15 protein-coding genes are annotated in these 17,816 nt (G+C 41.1%); 10 read left to right on the top strand and 5 right to left on the bottom strand.

Features of this window, described 5'->3' with window-relative positions; genetic code table 11:
• Positions 1 to 67: 67 nt before the first annotated feature.
• The 3 genes from nrdA to ubiG form a co-directional block, all read right to left on the bottom strand.
• Positions 68 to 2,353: a class 1a ribonucleoside-diphosphate reductase subunit alpha gene (gene nrdA / locus L1264_RS04525; protein ID WP_135924729.1), complete on the bottom strand. Its 2,286-nt coding sequence runs from the start codon at positions 2,351 to 2,353 to the stop codon at positions 68 to 70.
• 392 nt (positions 2,354 to 2,745) lie between these two features.
• Complete coding sequence (locus L1264_RS04520; protein WP_199526441.1) at positions 2,746 to 3,420, bottom strand: HAD family hydrolase; 675 nt, start codon at positions 3,418 to 3,420, stop codon at positions 2,746 to 2,748.
• Complete coding sequence (ubiG, locus tag L1264_RS04515) at positions 3,420 to 4,130, bottom strand: bifunctional 2-polyprenyl-6-hydroxyphenol methylase/3-demethylubiquinol 3-O-methyltransferase UbiG (protein WP_199526442.1); 711 nt, start codon at positions 4,128 to 4,130, stop codon at positions 3,420 to 3,422. Before ubiG ends, L1264_RS04520 begins: the two co-directional genes overlap by 1 nt.
• 176 nt (positions 4,131 to 4,306) lie before the next feature.
• Between ubiG and gyrA the strand changes: the two genes are divergently transcribed.
• The 9 genes from gyrA (at position 4,307) to pyrF (ending at position 14,551) form a co-directional block, all read left to right on the top strand.
• Positions 4,307 to 7,003: a DNA topoisomerase (ATP-hydrolyzing) subunit A gene (gyrA, locus tag L1264_RS04510; protein ID WP_135924722.1), complete on the top strand. Its 2,697-nt coding sequence runs from the start codon at positions 4,307 to 4,309 to the stop codon at positions 7,001 to 7,003.
• Positions 7,004 to 7,072: 69 nt separating this feature from the next.
• The gene (gene serC, locus L1264_RS04505; RefSeq protein ID WP_199526443.1) at positions 7,073 to 8,161 is read left to right on the top strand and encodes a 3-phosphoserine/phosphohydroxythreonine transaminase; all 1,089 of its coding nucleotides are present in this window, start codon (positions 7,073 to 7,075) and stop codon (positions 8,159 to 8,161) included.
• Positions 8,162 to 9,442 carry a 3-phosphoshikimate 1-carboxyvinyltransferase gene (gene aroA, locus L1264_RS04500; RefSeq protein WP_199526444.1) on the top strand — a complete coding sequence of 427 codons (1,281 nt, stop codon included), beginning with the start codon at positions 8,162 to 8,164 and terminating at the stop codon, positions 9,440 to 9,442.
• 104 nt (positions 9,443 to 9,546) lie between these two features.
• Entirely contained in the window at positions 9,547 to 10,260 is a 714-nt protein-coding gene (cmk, locus tag L1264_RS04495; RefSeq protein WP_135924714.1) for a (d)CMP kinase, read from the top strand.
• 92 nt (positions 10,261 to 10,352) lie between these two features.
• Positions 10,353 to 12,020 (top strand): 30S ribosomal protein S1, encoded by a 1,668-nt coding sequence (gene rpsA, locus L1264_RS04490; protein ID WP_063528811.1) that lies wholly within the window; start codon positions 10,353 to 10,355, stop codon positions 12,018 to 12,020.
• A gap of 65 nt (positions 12,021 to 12,085) precedes the next feature.
• On the top strand, positions 12,086 to 12,373 hold the full coding sequence (gene ihfB, locus L1264_RS04485; RefSeq protein ID WP_036968575.1) for an integration host factor subunit beta: 288 nt from the start codon (positions 12,086 to 12,088) through the stop codon (positions 12,371 to 12,373).
• A gap of 20 nt (positions 12,374 to 12,393) precedes the next feature.
• Positions 12,394 to 12,675 (top strand): lipopolysaccharide assembly protein LapA domain-containing protein, encoded by a 282-nt coding sequence (locus L1264_RS04480; RefSeq protein ID WP_054551349.1) that lies wholly within the window; start codon positions 12,394 to 12,396, stop codon positions 12,673 to 12,675.
• Between the two features lie 2 nt (positions 12,676 to 12,677).
• Complete coding sequence (lapB, locus tag L1264_RS04475) at positions 12,678 to 13,814, top strand: lipopolysaccharide assembly protein LapB (RefSeq protein WP_135924712.1); 1,137 nt, start codon at positions 12,678 to 12,680, stop codon at positions 13,812 to 13,814.
• A 32-nt stretch (positions 13,815 to 13,846) separates the two neighbouring features.
• Positions 13,847 to 14,551 carry an orotidine-5'-phosphate decarboxylase gene (pyrF, locus tag L1264_RS04470; protein ID WP_138557554.1) on the top strand — a complete coding sequence of 235 codons (705 nt, stop codon included), beginning with the start codon at positions 13,847 to 13,849 and terminating at the stop codon, positions 14,549 to 14,551.
• A 351-nt stretch (positions 14,552 to 14,902) separates the two neighbouring features.
• Here pyrF and accD read toward each other — a convergent pair whose 3' ends face one another.
• Entirely contained in the window at positions 14,903 to 15,769 is an 867-nt protein-coding gene (accD, locus tag L1264_RS04465; protein ID WP_199526445.1) for an acetyl-CoA carboxylase, carboxyltransferase subunit beta, read from the bottom strand.
• Positions 15,770 to 15,874: 105 nt separating this feature from the next.
• On the opposite strand from accD, the gene L1264_RS04460 reads away from it, so the two are divergent.
• Positions 15,875 to 16,780 carry a LysR family transcriptional regulator gene (locus L1264_RS04460; protein ID WP_206769108.1) on the top strand — a complete coding sequence of 302 codons (906 nt, stop codon included), beginning with the start codon at positions 15,875 to 15,877 and terminating at the stop codon, positions 16,778 to 16,780.
• A 258-nt stretch (positions 16,781 to 17,038) separates the two neighbouring features.
• On the opposite strand, the gene L1264_RS04455 is transcribed toward L1264_RS04460, so the two are convergent.
• Positions 17,039 to 17,359 carry a DUF2834 domain-containing protein gene (locus tag L1264_RS04455; protein ID WP_199526446.1) on the bottom strand — a complete coding sequence of 107 codons (321 nt, stop codon included), beginning with the start codon at positions 17,357 to 17,359 and terminating at the stop codon, positions 17,039 to 17,041.
• Positions 17,360 to 17,816: the final 457 nt, after the last annotated feature.

Here is a 17,816-nt window from a genome sequence, read left to right as displayed (position 1 = left end):
GATTTCTCAAAAAACAGTCAGGACAAAGCGGGCAAATGAGCCCGCTTTTGTTATGTTATTAATTTAATTAGATTTTACAAGCGCCGCCTGCACAACCGTCATCTTCTACCTCTGGTGTTAGCTCATCTTGAGCATCCGATGCACCGTCACGTGTGTTGTGGTAGTACAAGGTCTTCACACCAAGTTTATAAGCAGTCAGTAGGTCTTTTAATAGCACCTTCATAGGTACTTTACCGCCTTCGTACTTAGATGGATCATAATTAGTGTTTGCAGAAATCGTTTGGTCAACGAATTTTTGCATAATACCAACAAGCTGAAGGTAACCATCGTTTGATGGAATATCCCACAGTAGCTCATAGTTGTCTTTCAGGTTTTCATAATCTGGAACTACTTGCTTTAAGATACCATCTTTACTTGCTTTAACGCTGATATGACCACGTGGTGGCTCAATACCATTTGTTGCGTTAGAGATTTGTGATGATGTCTCTGATGGCATTAATGCAGATAGCGTAGAGTTACGCATACCGTGCTCTTTAATGCTCGCACGTAAAGAATCCCAATCTAAATGAAGTGGCTCATTACAGAACTGATCTAGGTCACGCTTGTAAGTATCTGTCGGCATGATGCCTTGAGAATACGTTGTCTCGTTAAATTTAGGACACGCACCGCGTTCTTTCGCTAACTCGTTTGATGCTTTCATTAGGTAATATTGAATTGCTTCAAACGTTTTGTGAGTTAGGGCATTTGCACTACCATCAGAATAACGTTTACCGTTTTTAGCAAGGTAGTATGCGAAGTTAATTACACCTATACCCAGCGTACGACGGCCCATCGTTGCGTTTTTAGCCGCAGGAACAGGGTAGTCTTGGAAATCAAGTAAGTTATCAAGGGCACGTACTGCAAGTTCAGCAAGCTCTTCTAATTCATCTAATGACTCAATCGCACCTAAGTTAAATGCAGATAGCGTACAAAGTGCAATTTCACCTTCTTCATCCATTACATTGCTAAGTGGCTTAGTTGGTAATGCGATTTCTAAACATAGGTTAGATTGACGAATTGGCGCCACAGTCGAGATAAACGGGCTGTGTGTATTACAGTGGTCAACGTTTTGTAAGTAAATGCGACCAGTGCTTGCACGCTCTTGAGCAAACATTGAGAATAACTCAATAGCTTTAATACGCTTTTTACGAATTGACTCGTCTTGTTCGTACTTAACATATAGCTCATCAAACTTCGCTTGGTCTTCAAAGAATGCATCATATAGACCCGGTACATCTGACGGGCTGAACAATGTGATGTAATCGTCTTTGATTAAACGGCTATACATTAATTTGTTGAACTGTACACCGTAGTCAAGATGACGTACACGGTTGTCTTCAACACCACGGTTGTTCTTAAGGACAAGAAGATTTTCAACTTCTAAGTGCCAAAGTGGGTAGAACAACGTTGCTGCACCGCCACGAACACCACCTTGTGAACAGCTTTTAACCGCTGTTTGGAAGTGTTTATAAAACGGAATACAACCTGTGTGGTAAGCTTCACCATTGCGAATAGGGCTACCAAGAGCACGAATACGGCCCGCGTTAATACCAATGCCAGCACGTTGCGAAACATATTTAACAATCGCAGACGATGTCGCATTAATAGAATCAAGGCTATCACCACATTCAATCAATACACATGAGCTGAATTGACGTGTTGGTGTACGAACACCGGCCATAATTGGTGTAGGTAATGAAATCTTAAATGTAGACACTGCATCATAAAAACGCTTGATATAATCAAGACGTGTCTCTTTTGGATAATCAGAGAATAAGCTTGCCGCAACTAAAATATATAAAAACTGTGCACTTTCGTAAATTTCGCCAGTAACACGGTTTTGAACTAGATATTTACCTTCAAGTTGCTTTACAGCAGCGTAGCTGAAGTTTAAATCACGATTATGATCAATATATGAGTCTAACTCATCGATTTCTTGCTCTGTGTAGTCGACAAGTAAATGCTGATCGTAACGTTTGTCTTCAACTAATTTTGTAATGTGATCATATAAACGTGGTGGCTCAAATTGGCCATACGCTTTTTTACGCAAGTGGAATACAGCTAAGCGAGCAGCTAGGTATTGATAATCAGGCGTATCTTTTGAGATTTGATCCGCTGCCGCTTTGATGATTGTTTCATGAATGTCGTCGGTGCGAATGCCATCATAAAATTGAATATGTGATTTTAATTCAACTTGTGAGACAGACACATTATTCAGACCTTCTGCGGCCCAAGCGATTACGCGATGGATCTTATCTAGATCGAGTGACTCTTTACGGCCGTCACGTTTGCTTACAGATAGCTGTTGGTTCATAGTTTTGCCTGTATTCCTTGGGAAATTTTAGTTGTAAAGACAAAGGTATTCTTTATGTAATTATTATTATTAAACACTATATGCAGCTAATTGAATAACATTTAGCCACAATATCTGGTGTTGTTTAAATTGCAGATCACAAGATAGTGTGGTCTGCGCTGTTTTGCAAGGGATAGAATTGCCCCATTTTGTGGATAACTATTGGATAAGCGCATTGTGTTAGTGACCATTAACCTTTGAACATTCACAGACGACGAAATTTGTAGAAATCAACTCAAGATCCAGAAAATTTACCGTTTTAAAAAATAAATTTCGACTGATTTTTTTATCATCAAAGAATGTTCAAAAGTGAATCAGATCACAATATATGGTGTTTTAGATAATAAATAACACTATATATGGTTAAAGCCATCAATTGGCGAATGCCAATTAAAATCTGCCTGCCAGCCAAGCGCAGCGTCAACACTCGGTATGTAACCCCAAAGCGCCGTTGCACTGTACATATTAGCTGCTTTTGCAGCTTGAATATCTCGCTCAGCATCACCGATATACAAACAACGAGTTGGATCAACCGCTAAGATCTCAGCTGTATGTAACAGTGGATCCGGTGATGGTTTTGAAACAGCTAATGTATCGCCACTGACAACGGCTTGAGCATTGCTTAAAGATGGGATCGCTTGCACTAAGGGCTCAGTTAAAAAGCCGGGCTTATTGGTCATAATGCCCCACTTAATATTGTTTTGCTCAAGTGCAATTAAAAGCTGCTCGATGCCGTTGAAGCATTTACTGTGTACGGCAATATCATCAGCGTAATAATCGAGTAACTGTTGACGTAAAGCCAGTTGTTCTACATCAGGCCACTTATCACCAAAACCAATCTCTAATAATGCATTGGCTCCGTTTGAAGCTGCAGGACGATAAATATGTTCAGCGACTGGGGCAATATCTGCATCGGCTAATACACGATTTAATGCATGACCCAGATCATCGGCGGTATCAAGGAGCGTACCATCGAGATCAAAAATAAAAGCATCAAAATCGATAGAGGGTGCGTTTACACCACTCATTAGGCTAATTTCTCAAAGTGCAGGATGTAATTAACACTTACATCATCATTTAAACTGTACTGCTTAGAGAACGGGTTATAGTTCAGGCCTGTGCTGGCTCTTACTTTTAATCCCGCTTCTTCAGCCCAGGCAATAAGTTGTGCAGGTTTGATAAACTTTTTATGGTCATGGGTACCTTCAGGCACCATTTTTAAAAGCTTTTCTGCACCCACAATGGCAAATAAATAAGCTTTTGGTGTTTTATTTAATGTTGAAAAGAAGACATCGGCGCCCGGTTTAGCAAGTTCTGCTACAGCACGAATAATAGACGCAGGATCTGGAACATGTTCTAGCATTTCCATACAGGTAATAACGTCAAAGCGAGCAGGGTGCTCAGCCGCAAACTGTTCTGCTGGTACTTTTATATAGTCAACAGGGACACCTGTTTCTAAACTGTGTAACTTAGCAACGGTAAGTGGCTCTTGGCCCATATCGATGCCGGTTACTTTAGCGCCCATGCGCGCCATGCTTTCACTTAAGATGCCGCCACCACAGCCAACATCTAAGGTTTCCTTATCAAATAAGCCGCCTACTTTATCGGCGACAAAATCCAAGCGAAGAGGATTTATTTCATGAAGAGGTTTGAACTCTCCGTCGCGGTCCCACCAACGTTCTGCGATGGCTTCAAACTTTGCAATTTCTGCGTTATCTACATTTTGATGTTCGGTCATAAAAAACTTCCTCGTCAATCTGAGGCCATTATATAGGGGGAAATTACTAAATCGCAAAGATTTAGCGCCTGTAAATCTAAATAAATTGTGATAGCATGGTCTGGAAATAATAACTAAAGCTCTTAAGACGGCATTGTGCCTCTTTATGAGTCAATACTGAAGGAATGTGAAATCAAATGACTGATCTCGCCAATGAAATTCTGCCAGTCAATATTGAAGATGAATTAAAAAATTCGTACCTTGATTACGCAATGAGTGTAATCGTTGGACGTGCATTGCCAGACGTACGTGACGGCTTAAAGCCAGTTCACCGTCGTGTTTTATTTGCAATGAACGAACTCAATAATGATTGGAATAAACCTTACAAGAAATCAGCACGTGTTGTTGGTGATGTAATCGGTAAGTACCACCCACATGGCGACAGCGCGGTATATGACACCATCGTTCGTATGGCGCAGCCTTTCTCATTACGCTATATGCTTGTTGACGGCCAAGGTAACTTTGGTTCTGTTGACGGTGACTCTGCGGCAGCAATGCGTTATACGGAAGTCCGTATGGCGAAAATGTCACATGAATTATTAGCTGACTTAGAAAAAGAAACCGTTGATTACGTACCTAACTATGATGGTACTGAGCAAATTCCTGACGTATTACCTACTAAAGTACCTAACTTACTAGTAAATGGTTCATCAGGTATTGCGGTTGGTATGGCAACGAACATTCCTCCGCATAACTTAACAGAAGTTATTAACGGCTGTTTAGCGCTTATTCAAAACCCAGATATGTCAATTGCTGATCTAATTGAATATATCCCGGGTCCAGATTTCCCGACTGCGGCGATTATCAACGGTAAAAAAGGCATTGAGCAAGCGTACCTAACAGGTCGTGGTAAAGTATATATCCGTGCTCGTGCTGAAATCGAAGTTGACGAAAAAACCGGTCGTGAAACAATCATCGTTCACGAAATCCCTTATCAAGTTAACAAAGCGCGTCTTATCGAAAAAATCGCTGAGTTAGTTAAAGATAAGAAAATTGAAGGTATTAGCGCACTACGTGACGAATCAGATAAAGACGGTATGCGTATCGTTATCGAAATCAAACGTGGTGATGTTGGTGAAGTAATCTTAAACAACCTATATGCACAAACTCAGTTACAAACTGTGTTTGGTATGAACATGGTTGCACTTGATAACAACCAACCTAAGTGCTTTAACCTTAAAGAAATGCTTGAAGCGTTTATCATTCACCGTCGTGAAGTTGTTACACGTCGTACTGTATTCGATTTACGCAAAGCCCGTGACCGTGCTCACACGCTTGAAGGCTTAGCAATTGCTCTTGCGAACATCGACCCAATTATCGAACTAATTCGTAAGTCACCAACACCAGCTGAAGCTAAAGTGGCACTAACAGCTCGCCCTTGGGAGCTAGGCACTGTTAAAGCTATGCTTGAAAAAGCAGGTGAAGATAACGTTGCTCGCCCTGATTGGTTAGCTGCAGACTTAGGTATTCGCGATGGTCAATACTATTTATCTGAGCAACAAGCACAAGCAATTCTTGACCTACGTTTACACAAACTAACGGGTCTTGAGCATGAGAAGATCTTAGACGAGTACCAAACGTTACTTGATCTAATTGCCGAGCTTTTACACATTCTTTCAAGCCCTGATCGTCTAATGGAAGTTATCCGTGACGAGCTAGTAGAAATTAAAGAACAATATGGTGATGAGCGTCGTACTGAAATCAGCGCTGCTGCTCACGATATCAGCCTTGAAGACTTAATCAATGAAGAAGACGTTGTAGTAACGCTTTCTCACGAAGGTTACGTTAAGTATCAACCATTATCTGACTACGAAGCACAGCGTCGTGGTGGTAAAGGTAAGTCAGCAACGAAGATGAAAGATGAAGACTTCATCGAGCGTCTATTGGTTGCTAATACACACGATACAATTCTGTGCTTCTCAACTGCAGGCCGCTTATACTGGTTGAAAGTATATCAGTTACCATTAGCAAGCCGTGCAGCGCGTGGTAAGCCAATTGTTAACCTATTACCACTTGAAGCAGATGAGCGTATTACTGCTATCTTACCGGTACGTGAGTACGAAGAAGATAAATACATCTTCATGGCTACTGCGTTTGGTACAGTTAAGAAAACACCATTAACAGCTTATAGCCGCCAGCGTGCGAGCGGTATCATTGCCGTTAACCTTAATGAAGGCGATAGCCTAATTGGGGTTGATATCACAGATGGCACGAATGAAATCATGCTATTTACTGATGCTGGTAAAGTTGTACGCTTTAAAGAAGCTGAAGAGTCTGAAGTATTAGACGAAAACGGCAACCCAGTACTTGATGAAAACGGTAACCCGGAAATCCGCTTTAAAGGCGTACGTCCAATGGGCCGTACAGCAACAGGTGTTCGCGGTATTAAGATGGCAGACGATCAACGCGTTGTATCGTTAATCGTTCCTAAATCAGATGGTGCAATCCTAACTGTGACAGAAAATGGTTACGGTAAGCGTACAGCACTTGAAGATTACCCATCGAAGAGCCGTGCAACACAAGGTGTTGTATCAATCAAAGTTAGCGAACGTAACGGCGCTGTGGTTGGTGCAGTACAGGTTGATGAAAACGACGAAATCATGATTATCTCTAATCGCGGTACACTTGTACGTACTCGTGTAAATGAGGTTTCTACGGTTGGTCGTAATACTCAAGGCGTTATTTTGATACGAACTATTGACGAAGAGCAAGTAGTTGGTTTACAACGTATCGAAGAAATCGAAGTTGATGAGCTTGCAGCCATCGAAGGCGAGGCCGTTGAAGTAGTCGATACTAATCCTGAAGAAGCGGGTGATAACCCACCTTCAGAATAACATTGATTTAAAAAGCGGCTTCGGCCGCTTTTTTTATCCGCACTATAATTACTGGAATGAGGCAAAGTAATGACTAAATATAATTTTTGTGCAGGACCGGCAATGCTACCGCCGGCAGTTATGCAAAAAGCACAAAAAGAATTTATTGATTGGCAAGGTTTAGGTGTATCTGTGATGGAAATTAGCCATCGCAGCAGCGACTTTTTAGCGCTTACTGCTAAATGTGAAGCAAGCCTGCGTCGCTTAATGAATATTAGCGATGAGTTTGAAGTATTATTTATGCATGGCGGTGGTCGTGGTCAATTTAGTGCTGTGCCACTGAATCTTCACCTTGATGGTAAGCCAGCTATTTACTGTGAAAATGGCGTGTGGTCGAAAGGTGCAACAGAAGAAGCGGCAAAATTCACCACAGTTCAAAGTATCAACGTACGTGATGATGAACAGCAAAATGGTCAGTTTTCAATTAAGCCTGCAAGCAGCTGGGAATTACCTACTGATGCGTCATACATTCACTATTGCCCGAATGAAACCGTAGATGGCATCGAAATTTTTGATGTACCATCACACCCATCAGCACCGATTGTTGCTGATATGTCGTCGACTATTTTATCGCGCGAATTTGATGTAAATCAGTTTGATCTTATTTACGCTGGTGCGCAAAAGAATATCGGCCCATCTGGTTTATCTATTGTAATTATCCGTAAAACCTTACTTGAACGTAAAGGTCTTGCAAAGCCAGGTATTCTTGATTACGCATTAGAAGCGAAACAAGGCAGCATGTACAACACACCACCGACATTTGCATGGTACTTAGCCGCTGAAGTGTTTGAATGGCTAGAAGCAAATGGTGGCGTTAAAGCGATGGAAGAGCAAAACATCGCAAAAGCCGAGCTACTTTACAATTATATTGATAGCTCAGATTTTTATAGCAATAAAGTTGCTAAGCATTGCCGTTCGCGTATGAACGTTCCGTTTTGGTTAAATGATGAATCGCTGAATGATAAATTCATTAGTGAGTCAAAAGAAGCAGGCTTATTAGCCCTTGAAGGTCACCGTATTGTCGGTGGTATGCGCGCAAGTATTTACAATGCAATGCCACTTGAAGGCGTGCAAGCCTTGGTTGATTTTATGGCTAAGTTTGCAAAGGAGAATAGTTAAATGGAACAACTACGTCTTGAACCTATTGCAAAAGTTAATGGTAGCGTAACCTTACCCGGCTCAAAAAGCTTATCAAATCGTATTTTACTCTTAGCAGCGCTTGCTAAAGGTACAACAGTGGTTGAAAACCTGCTTGATAGCGACGATATCCGTCATATGCTTGGCGCACTAAAATTATTAGGTGTTAATGTTACGCTTAATGAAGACAAAACAGTGGCGACCGTTGAAGGTGTAGCGGGTAAATTTAATACACCATCTGAACCGTTATTTTTAGGTAACGCTGGAACTGCATATCGCCCGCTAACAGCTGTACTTGCTGCTGTTGAAGGTGAGTATGAGCTTGTTGGTGAGCCACGCATGGAAGAACGCCCAATCGGCCATTTGGTTGATGTATTGCAAGCACTGGGTGGTGATGTAACTTACTTAAAAAATAACGACTATCCACCACTGGCTATCAAAGGCGGTAAAATCAATGGTGGTAAAGTAGCCATTGATGGCAGTATTTCAAGCCAGTTTTTAACAGCGCTATTAATGGCTGCACCGTTATTTAATGGCGACACAGAAATTACCATTAAAGGCACGCTGGTATCTAAACCTTACATTGATATTACCCTAGATGTGATGAAGCGTTTCGGTGTTACTGTAAGCCATGACAACTACGAAACGTTTTATGTAAAAGGCTGTCAGCAGTATCAAGCACTTGAGCGTATTATGGTTGAAGGTGATGCATCAAGTGCTTCTTATTTCGTTGCTGCAGCTGCAATAGCGGGCGGCGAAATTGAAATTAATGGGGTAGGTGCGGCGTCTGTTCAAGGTGATATTGGCTTTGCCAAAGTTATGGAACAAGTGGGCGCAAAAATCGATTGGTACGATGAAAAGCTGGTGGTTCGCAAAGGCGAGCTGAATGCTGTAGATATTGATGCTAACGCAATACCTGATGCGGCCATGACACTGGCAACTGTAGCACTTTTTGCAAAGGGTAAAACGGCGATTCGTAACATCTATAACTGGCGTGTTAAAGAAACTGACCGTTTATATGCAATGGCAACCGAACTGAGAAAAGTAGGTGCAGAGGTTGTAGAAGGTGAAGATTTTATCGAAATTACTCCACCTGACACATTTAATGATGTTGCGATTGATACCTACAACGATCACCGTATAGCAATGTGTTTTGCGATGGTTGCAGTGGGTGGCAAGCCGATAACCATTAACGATCCTAAGTGTACGTATAAAACGTTTCCTACATTTTTCAAAGTTCTAGAGTCTGTCTCAAGTCAATAAAACAGAAGAAAATATAAAAAGTTACACTCTAAGTGCGGATCTATTTTAATAACTGGCGTATAATATTCCGGTTTTATTTTGGTGTGCATTGCAGGAGGTTATAAATGCAGGCGTTATCAATGCCCGTAATCACCATCGATGGTCCAAGCGGTTCAGGTAAGGGAACTGTATGTCGCTTGTTAGCCGAGAAATTAGGTTGGGATGTATTAGACAGCGGTGCGATTTACCGTGTGCTGTCACTTGCTGCGCTTCACCATCAGATTGAATTAGATAATGAAGATGCATTAGTACCACTTGCAGCAAACTTAGATGTGCAGTTTTTGGTTGATAGCCACACTCACACATCGAAAATTGTGTTGGAAGGCGAAGACGTCACAACCACGATTCGTAATGAAGAAGTGGGTGCAGCTGCATCGAAAATAGCAGCGTTACCACGAGTGAGAGAAGCATTATTACGCCGTCAGCGTGCATTTCGTACAGAAAATGGCTTAATTGCTGATGGTCGTGATATGGGCACTGTTGTGTTTCCTGATGCACCGTTGAAAATATATTTAACTGCTACAGCTGAAGAGCGCGCACGTCGTCGCTTTGCTGAGTTGAATGAACGCGGTCTTGATGTTACACTAAGTGGTCTACTTGAGGACATAAAAGCGCGAGATCACCGTGATATGACACGTGAGGTTGCGCCATTAGTGCCTGCAGAAGACGCCATTGAAATCGATACTAGTGATTTTGATGCGATGCAAGTGTTTGATAAAGTAGTAACTTTACTCGACGAAGCAGTACTTGCAGGAAAGCTTCCAAAAGCTAAAAAGTAAATTTATAAGGTGCCGGCAGGATGCTAGCGCGATTTTAACAACCCCATGCAGCATGGTTGCTAATTGGTTATTTAATTATTTAGAGACGTATAATGTCAGAAAATTTTGCGCAGTTATTTGAAGAAAGCCTTAAGGGTTTTGAAGCAGAGCAAGGCTCTATCGTTAAAGGTACTGTTATCTCAATCGAGAACAACATCGTACTTGTTGATGCTGGTCTTAAATCTGAAAGTGCAATCCCTGCTGAGCAATTCAAAAATGCTGCTGGTGAACTAGAAGTTGCTGTTGGCGACGAAGTAGATGTTGCTTTAGACGCAATCGAAGACGGTTTCGGTGAAACTATCCTTTCTCGTGAGAAAGCGAAGCGTCACGAAGCGTGGATCCGCTTAGAAAAAGCATGTGAAGAGCAAGAGACTGTTACTGGTGTTATCAACGGTAAAGTTAAAGGCGGTTTCACTGTTGAAGTTGATTCAATCCGTGCCTTCCTACCTGGTTCACTTGTTGATGTTCGTCCAGTACGTGACACAACTCACCTTGAAGGTAAAGAGCTTGAGTTCAAAGTAATCAAGCTTGACCAAAAACGTAACAACGTTGTTGTTTCTCGCCGTGCAGTTATCGAATCAGAGAACTCACAAGAGCGTGAAGAGCTTCTTGCTAACCTTGTTGAAGGTCAAGAAGTTAAAGGTATCGTTAAGAACCTTACTGACTACGGTGCGTTCGTTGACCTTGGTGGTGTTGACGGTCTACTACACATCACAGACATGGCGTGGAAGCGTGTTAAGCACCCTTCAGAAATCGTTAATGTTGGCGACGAAATCGCAGTTAAAGTTCTTAAATTCGACAAAGAAAAGACTCGTGTATCTCTAGGCCTTAAACAGCTTGGCGAAGATCCATGGGCAGCTATCGCTGGTCGTTACCCAGAAGGTTCTAAGCTTTCTGGTCGTGTAACTAACCTTACTGACTACGGTTGTTTCGTTGAAATCGAAGAAGGCGTAGAAGGTCTAGTACACGTTTCTGAAATGGATTGGACTAACAAGAACATCCACCCTTCAAAAGTTGTTTCACTAGGTGACACTGTTGAAGTTATGGTTCTTGAAATCGACGAAGAGCGTCGTCGTATTTCTCTTGGTCTTAAGCAATGTATTGCTAACCCATGGCAAGAATTTGCTCGTCTACAAAACAAAGGCGATCAAGTTACTGGTAAGATCAAATCAATCACTGACTTCGGTATCTTCATCGGTCTTGAAGGCGGTATTGACGGTCTTGTTCACCTTTCAGACATTTCTTGGAACACGCCAGGCGAAGAAGCTGTACGTGAATTCAAGAAAGGCGACGAAATCACTGCTATCGTATTACAAGTTGACCCAGAGCGTGAGCGTATCTCTCTAGGCGTTAAACAAATCGAAGCTGACCCATTCAATAACTACCTGGACGCAAACAAAAAAGGTGCTATTGTTAAAGGTAAAGTGACTGAAGTTGATGCGAAAGGCGCAACTGTTGAGCTAATCGAAGGCGTTGAAGGTTACATCCGTGTAGCTGATATCGCTCAAGAGCGCGTTGAAGATGCTACTACTGTAGTTTCTGTAGGCGACGAAATCGAAGCGAAATACGTTGGTGTTGATCGTAAGAACCGCACTTTAAGCTTATCTGTTAAAGCTCTTTTCGAAGCAGAAGAGAAAGAAGTACTAGAGAAGCTTAAGAAAGAAGAGCCAGCGTTCGAAAACGCTATGGCTGCAGCATTCAAAAATGCTCAAAAAGACTAATATCTAGTCTTTTTAAATTGGAAGGGCAGCTTTGCCCTTCCTTTACCACTCTTTAAGGAAACGCTATGACTAAGTCAGAATTGATAGAACAACTTGCTGAGCAACACGCACACATCCCTGTGAAAGATGTTGAAAATGCCGTTAAAGAAATTCTTGAACAAATGGCCGGCTCATTATCTAGCTCAGATCGCATCGAGATCCGTGGCTTTGGAAGTTTCTCATTGCATTATCGTTCTCCTCGCACAGGTCGTAATCCAAAGACTGGCGAAACAGTTGAGTTAGACGGTAAGCACGTACCACATTTTAAACCAGGTAAAGAATTACGTGACCGCGTAAATGCGAGTATTGCCTAGTTTTATACAGGAGTAGTTACTTGTTTAGGGTATTAAAAATTGTATTAATTGCGCTGTGTTTATTTATTGCGTTTGTACTTGGTTCACAGAATCCACAATTGGTGCAAATCAATTATTTAATCGCCAGTAATACCTTACCCCTAGCTGTTGTAATAAGTATCTGCTTTATTTTAGGTGTCGCAATTGGTTGTTTTATAAGCTTTACACTGTTTTCTCAGTTAAAGTGGCAGAATTATCGCTTAAAGAAGAAATTAGCGCCTGAAAAAAACAATAAAAAGCTTGTTGCTAATAAAGACACCTAATCATGATTGAGCTTCTGTTTTTACTTTTACCCGTTGCAGCCGGTTACGGTTGGATAATGGGCAAAAACAGCGCTAAAAACCAAGCTCATCAGCTTAACCGCCAAATTACCTCTGAATATTCTAAAGGCCTTAAATTTCTCTTAGATAGAGAAGAAGACCAAGGCTTAGAACACCTTATTAATCTACTCGAAGTTGCAGCTGACTCAGTTGAGCATTATTCAACATTGGCCACCATGTTTCGCCGCCGCGGCGAGCTTGATCGCGCAATTAAAATTCATGAGCTGCTATTAAAACACCCAAGCCTTGATGAACAACAAGCTGCAACCAGTCGCCTAGAACTTGCTGAAGATTATATTATGGCAGGTTTGCTAGACGGCGCAGAAGAGCATTTAGTGTGGCTTGTAAAGGCAGGGCATAAAGAGGCACTAGAGCCAATTATTAACCTTTATTCACAAACACGTGAATGGGAAAAGGGCATTAACATGTTCGAGGCACACAGTGATTTATTTACTAAACCTCAGCATGTGAAAGCCATTGCTAATTTTTACTGCGAAGCAGCCTTACAAGATAACGATACGCAAATTATGCGTAAAGCTATTAGCTTAAATCATAAAGCCATTCGCCCATTGTATGAGCTTGGCCACAGTGCCTTTACCAATGAAGATTATGTAAAAGCAATTTATTATTGGCGCGAGCTTATTAGCCAGTTTACATTTTTTGCGCCGGTATTTATTGAAGAGCTTGCAGTTAGTTATCAAAAATTAAACTTAACCCACCAATTTCATGAGTTACTCAACGAGTTGCTCGATAAAGGTGGTGTATTAATAAAAATAAAACATTGCCAAGCTTTACTTGAGCAAGGCCATATCGAGCAAGCAATTAAATTTTTAACGGATAGTTTAAAGCGTCATCCGACTATTCGTGGCTTTAGCTTTTTATTACAGCTACTTGCCAAGCAAAACAACGATATTAAAGATGTACTCGATCAAATTGATAAGCTAGTAACATCTTATATCGCAACCAAACCTGATTTTCAGTGCCAGCACTGTGGCTTTACCAGTCATACCATTTATTGGGTATGTCCATCGTGCAAGCACTGGGAAACAATTGTTCCAAGCCGTGGCATAGACGGTTTTTAATTCATATTAGTCCATTAGTTTTTAGGAAAGTTATGTCTGTCGAAGATTCAAAAAAAGTATTAATTGCCCTTGATTACGATGATCAACAAACAGCTCTTGCGTTTGTAAAGCAATTATCGCCTGATACGTGTCGCCTTAAAGTAGGCAAAGAAATGTTCACGTATTTTGGTCCTAGCTTTGTTAAGGAACTAATCGACTTAGGTTTTGATGTATTCTTAGACCTAAAATTTCACGATATTCCTAACACAGTGGCTAAAGCTGTAACCGCAGCTGCAAAAATGGGTGTGTGGATGGTTAACGTGCATGCCTCTGGCGGTGTTGAAATGATGACTAAAGCAAAACAAGCTTTAGAGCAGTTTGGTGATGACGCACCATTACTGATTGCAGTAACTGTACTTACTAGTATGGATGCCGCAGAGCTTACTCGTTTAGGTGTAGATAAAACGCCAGAAGAGCAAGTAATTTACCTAGCAAAACTTGCTAAAGAGTCAGGCCTTGATGGGGTAGTGTGCTCAGCACAAGAAGCGAAAAAGCTAAAAGCAGAACTTGGCGCAGGCTTTAAACTGGTTACCCCAGGTATTCGCCCAGCAGGCAGCGATGCAGGTGACCAAAAGCGCATCATGACACCAAAACAAGCCGTTGAAGATGGCAGCGACTATTTAGTTGTAGGCCGCCCAATTACCCAATCGGCAGACCCAGTTGCAACATTAAAAGAAATTAACGATTCACTAAAATAACCTCGTTATTTAAAAGTAGTCTTTAAAGAGCATTGTAAGCGAGAATTATATCGCGCTATATACAATGCTCTTTTTGTTTTGGCGATTTCAAAAAAATATTCAGCGAAAAACAGACGAGCGGGCAAACTCGTTTTTGGATAGAATCGACTTAACGTAAATGCTCTACAATCCTGCTTTCAGGTAACTTTTTGTATCCAAAAACGTCTAAGACTACTTTTATTAGCGGTGGTCGCAATAGAAAGTTCTAGGCATAAATGGCTTTATAACTTTGAATACCTCTAAATGGTTTTATACATATTGGAGTGAGCTTTATCCAGTTAGCTAGCTCTGCTTCGTTACAGAACCTATAAATTATGGCTTTAAAGGAATAGTTGTATTTGTCATTTTAGCCAGCAATCCACCAACTCGTTTACGCATCTCACGCCTATCTATAATAATATCTATAGCGCCATGCTCTAAGAGGAACTCGCTCCGCTGAAAGCCCTCGGGTAATTTCTCCCGAACGGTTTGTTCTATCACGCGTCGACCAGCAAAGCCGATAATTGCCTTCGGTTCGCCAATATTAATATCCCCTAGCATGGCTAAACTCGCTGAAACGCCACCCAGTGTTTGGTCTGTTAATACAGAAATATATGGTAAGCCTTTACTGGATAAACGATTTAACGCAGCACTAGTTTTTGACATTTGCACTAACGATATCAGAGACTCTTGCATACGAGCGCCCCCACTCGCTGAAAAGCAAACTAATCCACAATTTGCATCTACAGCAGCTTCAACTGCCTGAACAAAACGTGCACCTACAACTGAGCCCATCGAGCCTGCCATAAAAGAAAACTCGAATGCGCAGGCAACAACAGGTAAGCCCATAAGTTTTCCTTTCATCGCTACTAAGGCATCTTTTTCTCCAGTACTTTTCTGGGCTAGAACTAGGCGTTCTTTGTAGCGTTTAAGATCTTTAAAATTCAGAAAGTCCTTCGGTTCAAGCTCACTCGCAATCTCAATTCGCTCTCCTTTATCTAAAAAGCTGTCTAAGCGGCGGCATGCCGACATTCTCATATGATGACCGCATTTTGGGCACACCTCTAAATTTTCTTCGAGGGCAATGCGATATAAGATCTGAACACAGGATGGGCATTTAGTCCAAATTCCCTCTGGGATCGAAGCTTTACGTGTACTGATTATATTCTTCTTATCTAATAGTTTTTCTAACCAACTCATCGGAAACCTTTTCATATAACCTTAGTGATAAGTATTGTATAGACCTATTTTTGGTAATAAAGTGTGCTTTATTGTTTTTATAATCCAACAAAATGGGATTAAAATATGGTGCTTGATAAAATTGACCAGCAGTGGCTAAAAAGTTTTCACTCTGTCTATGAGAACAACAGTTTTAAACGGGCTGCTGAATTTTTAAGTTTGCCAACATCAAATGTCAGTCGTCATGTTGCTTTGCTGGAAGAACGACTAGATATACGGCTATTCAACCGAACCACACGCCGAATCGCTCCAACAGATGCAGGAGAACATCTCTACTTACGCACACAGCCTTTGTTTGACAAACTTAATGATGCTCTTGAGGAAGTGAAACTGCACTCTCATGAAGTCATAGGGCAGCTTAGAGTTTTAATGCCAGACTCGCCTGCTTTAGCTCAAGCAGTTGTGTCTTTTTGTACCAAGCATCCCTCAATTTCACTATGTTGCGATACAAGTATCAGCCCGAAAGAGGATTTACTTGATGGGTTTGACATCATATTAAGTTTTCACCGAGGAAAGCTCGAAGATAATAATTGGGTAGCTAAGGAGTTAAAACGTTGGCCAAGTACTGTTGTGGCATCGCCAAAACTCTTAAAGACCTATCCTAGACCTTTTCAGATTACCGACTTGAAGCACGTCCCGTGTATCAATACTTTTACTGCGTTAAATGGAGTACCTTGGGTTTTCAAAAATACTAAAGGTGAGCTTATTACTCAAAAAGTTCAGTCTTCATTTAAGGTCAATAGCGGGCATCTTGCTAAATCTGGCACATTGGCAGCTCTGGGCTTTGCTATACTGCCAACCGAATCCTGTCGTAATGAGATAGATTCTGGCTCTCTGGAAGTAGTGAAAATGGAATATGAGCCCGAAGATTTGGTTTTGTATGCCTTTTACTCTTCCAGAAAATACTTGGCAAAAAAGGTCTCGGTGTTTATTGATCATTTAAAGCACCAAGCAAGTTTAGATAGAGGCTGATAAGTAAAGAAAGATGTCAATAAAAATGATTTGTCTGAACCACTTTTTAGAGGAGGTGATTGGCTGAGCAAGTCTTTGTACAAAAGTGAGGCTGCGGGTTGTACTATGGAGGATGCACTAAATTGGGATGAATTGCGTACAAGCTTTCAACTAATAGTAAAAATGTTTGTTAAAACTCAGTACTATGCTCTGAACTGTGTAATGAATCTAAAAGGAAATAGGAATAAATGTTCCGACCCAGATCCGACTGACTCGAAGTTAGGGCTGTGGTTGGAGAGATTGTTTTTCTTTGAAGTAAAGATACATTGGGAGCCCAAACGACACTCCAATTAATAAAGTTCCAAGCACGGCAAAATATCGATACTTCACTTTATGTCTTTGGCCATCTACTATGACAAAACCTAACAAAACAATCGCCGTAACTAAGACATCAAGCCAAGCGAATATACTAATTGGGTTTGCGACCGCTTCACTGAACAAAAGACCTATATCTAAGCCATTGGTTACTAGCCAAGGAACAAACGCACCATAGGGTAGCAATACACCTAGCACAGTAAAAATTAGATAAAACCTTACCATTTCGTCATCCTTGTTAATTTTTGTTGTAAATCCAAACATGTTTATAGCAAGCAAGTCGCTCGTTTTTCTACCGCAGCGTCATTCGCTTTTCATAATGACTCATTTGTAACAAACTTCTTAACTAATTGCCAATACTACTAAAACACAGTGGTTTTAGCTTTTGTCACGGAACAAAAACGAGCGATTGGGTCATTTTCTTGAGTATGCGAGCAATATACTTTTACGAAATAGAAAAGCAATTGTGAACGGCTGAAGTTCGCTCTTTTGACAAATTCTCGTAAATACTTCTTGGGGCAGAAATGAGTTAATCCGGAAAGTCTGCTTATTACACAGACTGTGTGAAAACTAATTTTTAATAAATTGTCTTGGGTATGTTCTTAGTTTGAAACCATTTAAGATGGTTGCGATCGATTTTTTCTCAGTATCGCAATTTTCTCCGCGCGAGCGAAACTGCTAT

Source organism: Pseudoalteromonas sp. APAL1 (genome assembly GCF_021532475.1).
GTDB classification, from domain to species: Bacteria; Pseudomonadota; Gammaproteobacteria; order Enterobacterales; family Alteromonadaceae; genus Pseudoalteromonas; species Pseudoalteromonas lipolytica_C.
The sequence above is the reverse complement of the archived record's forward strand: the minus strand, read 5'-3'. Positions and strand labels throughout refer to the sequence as shown.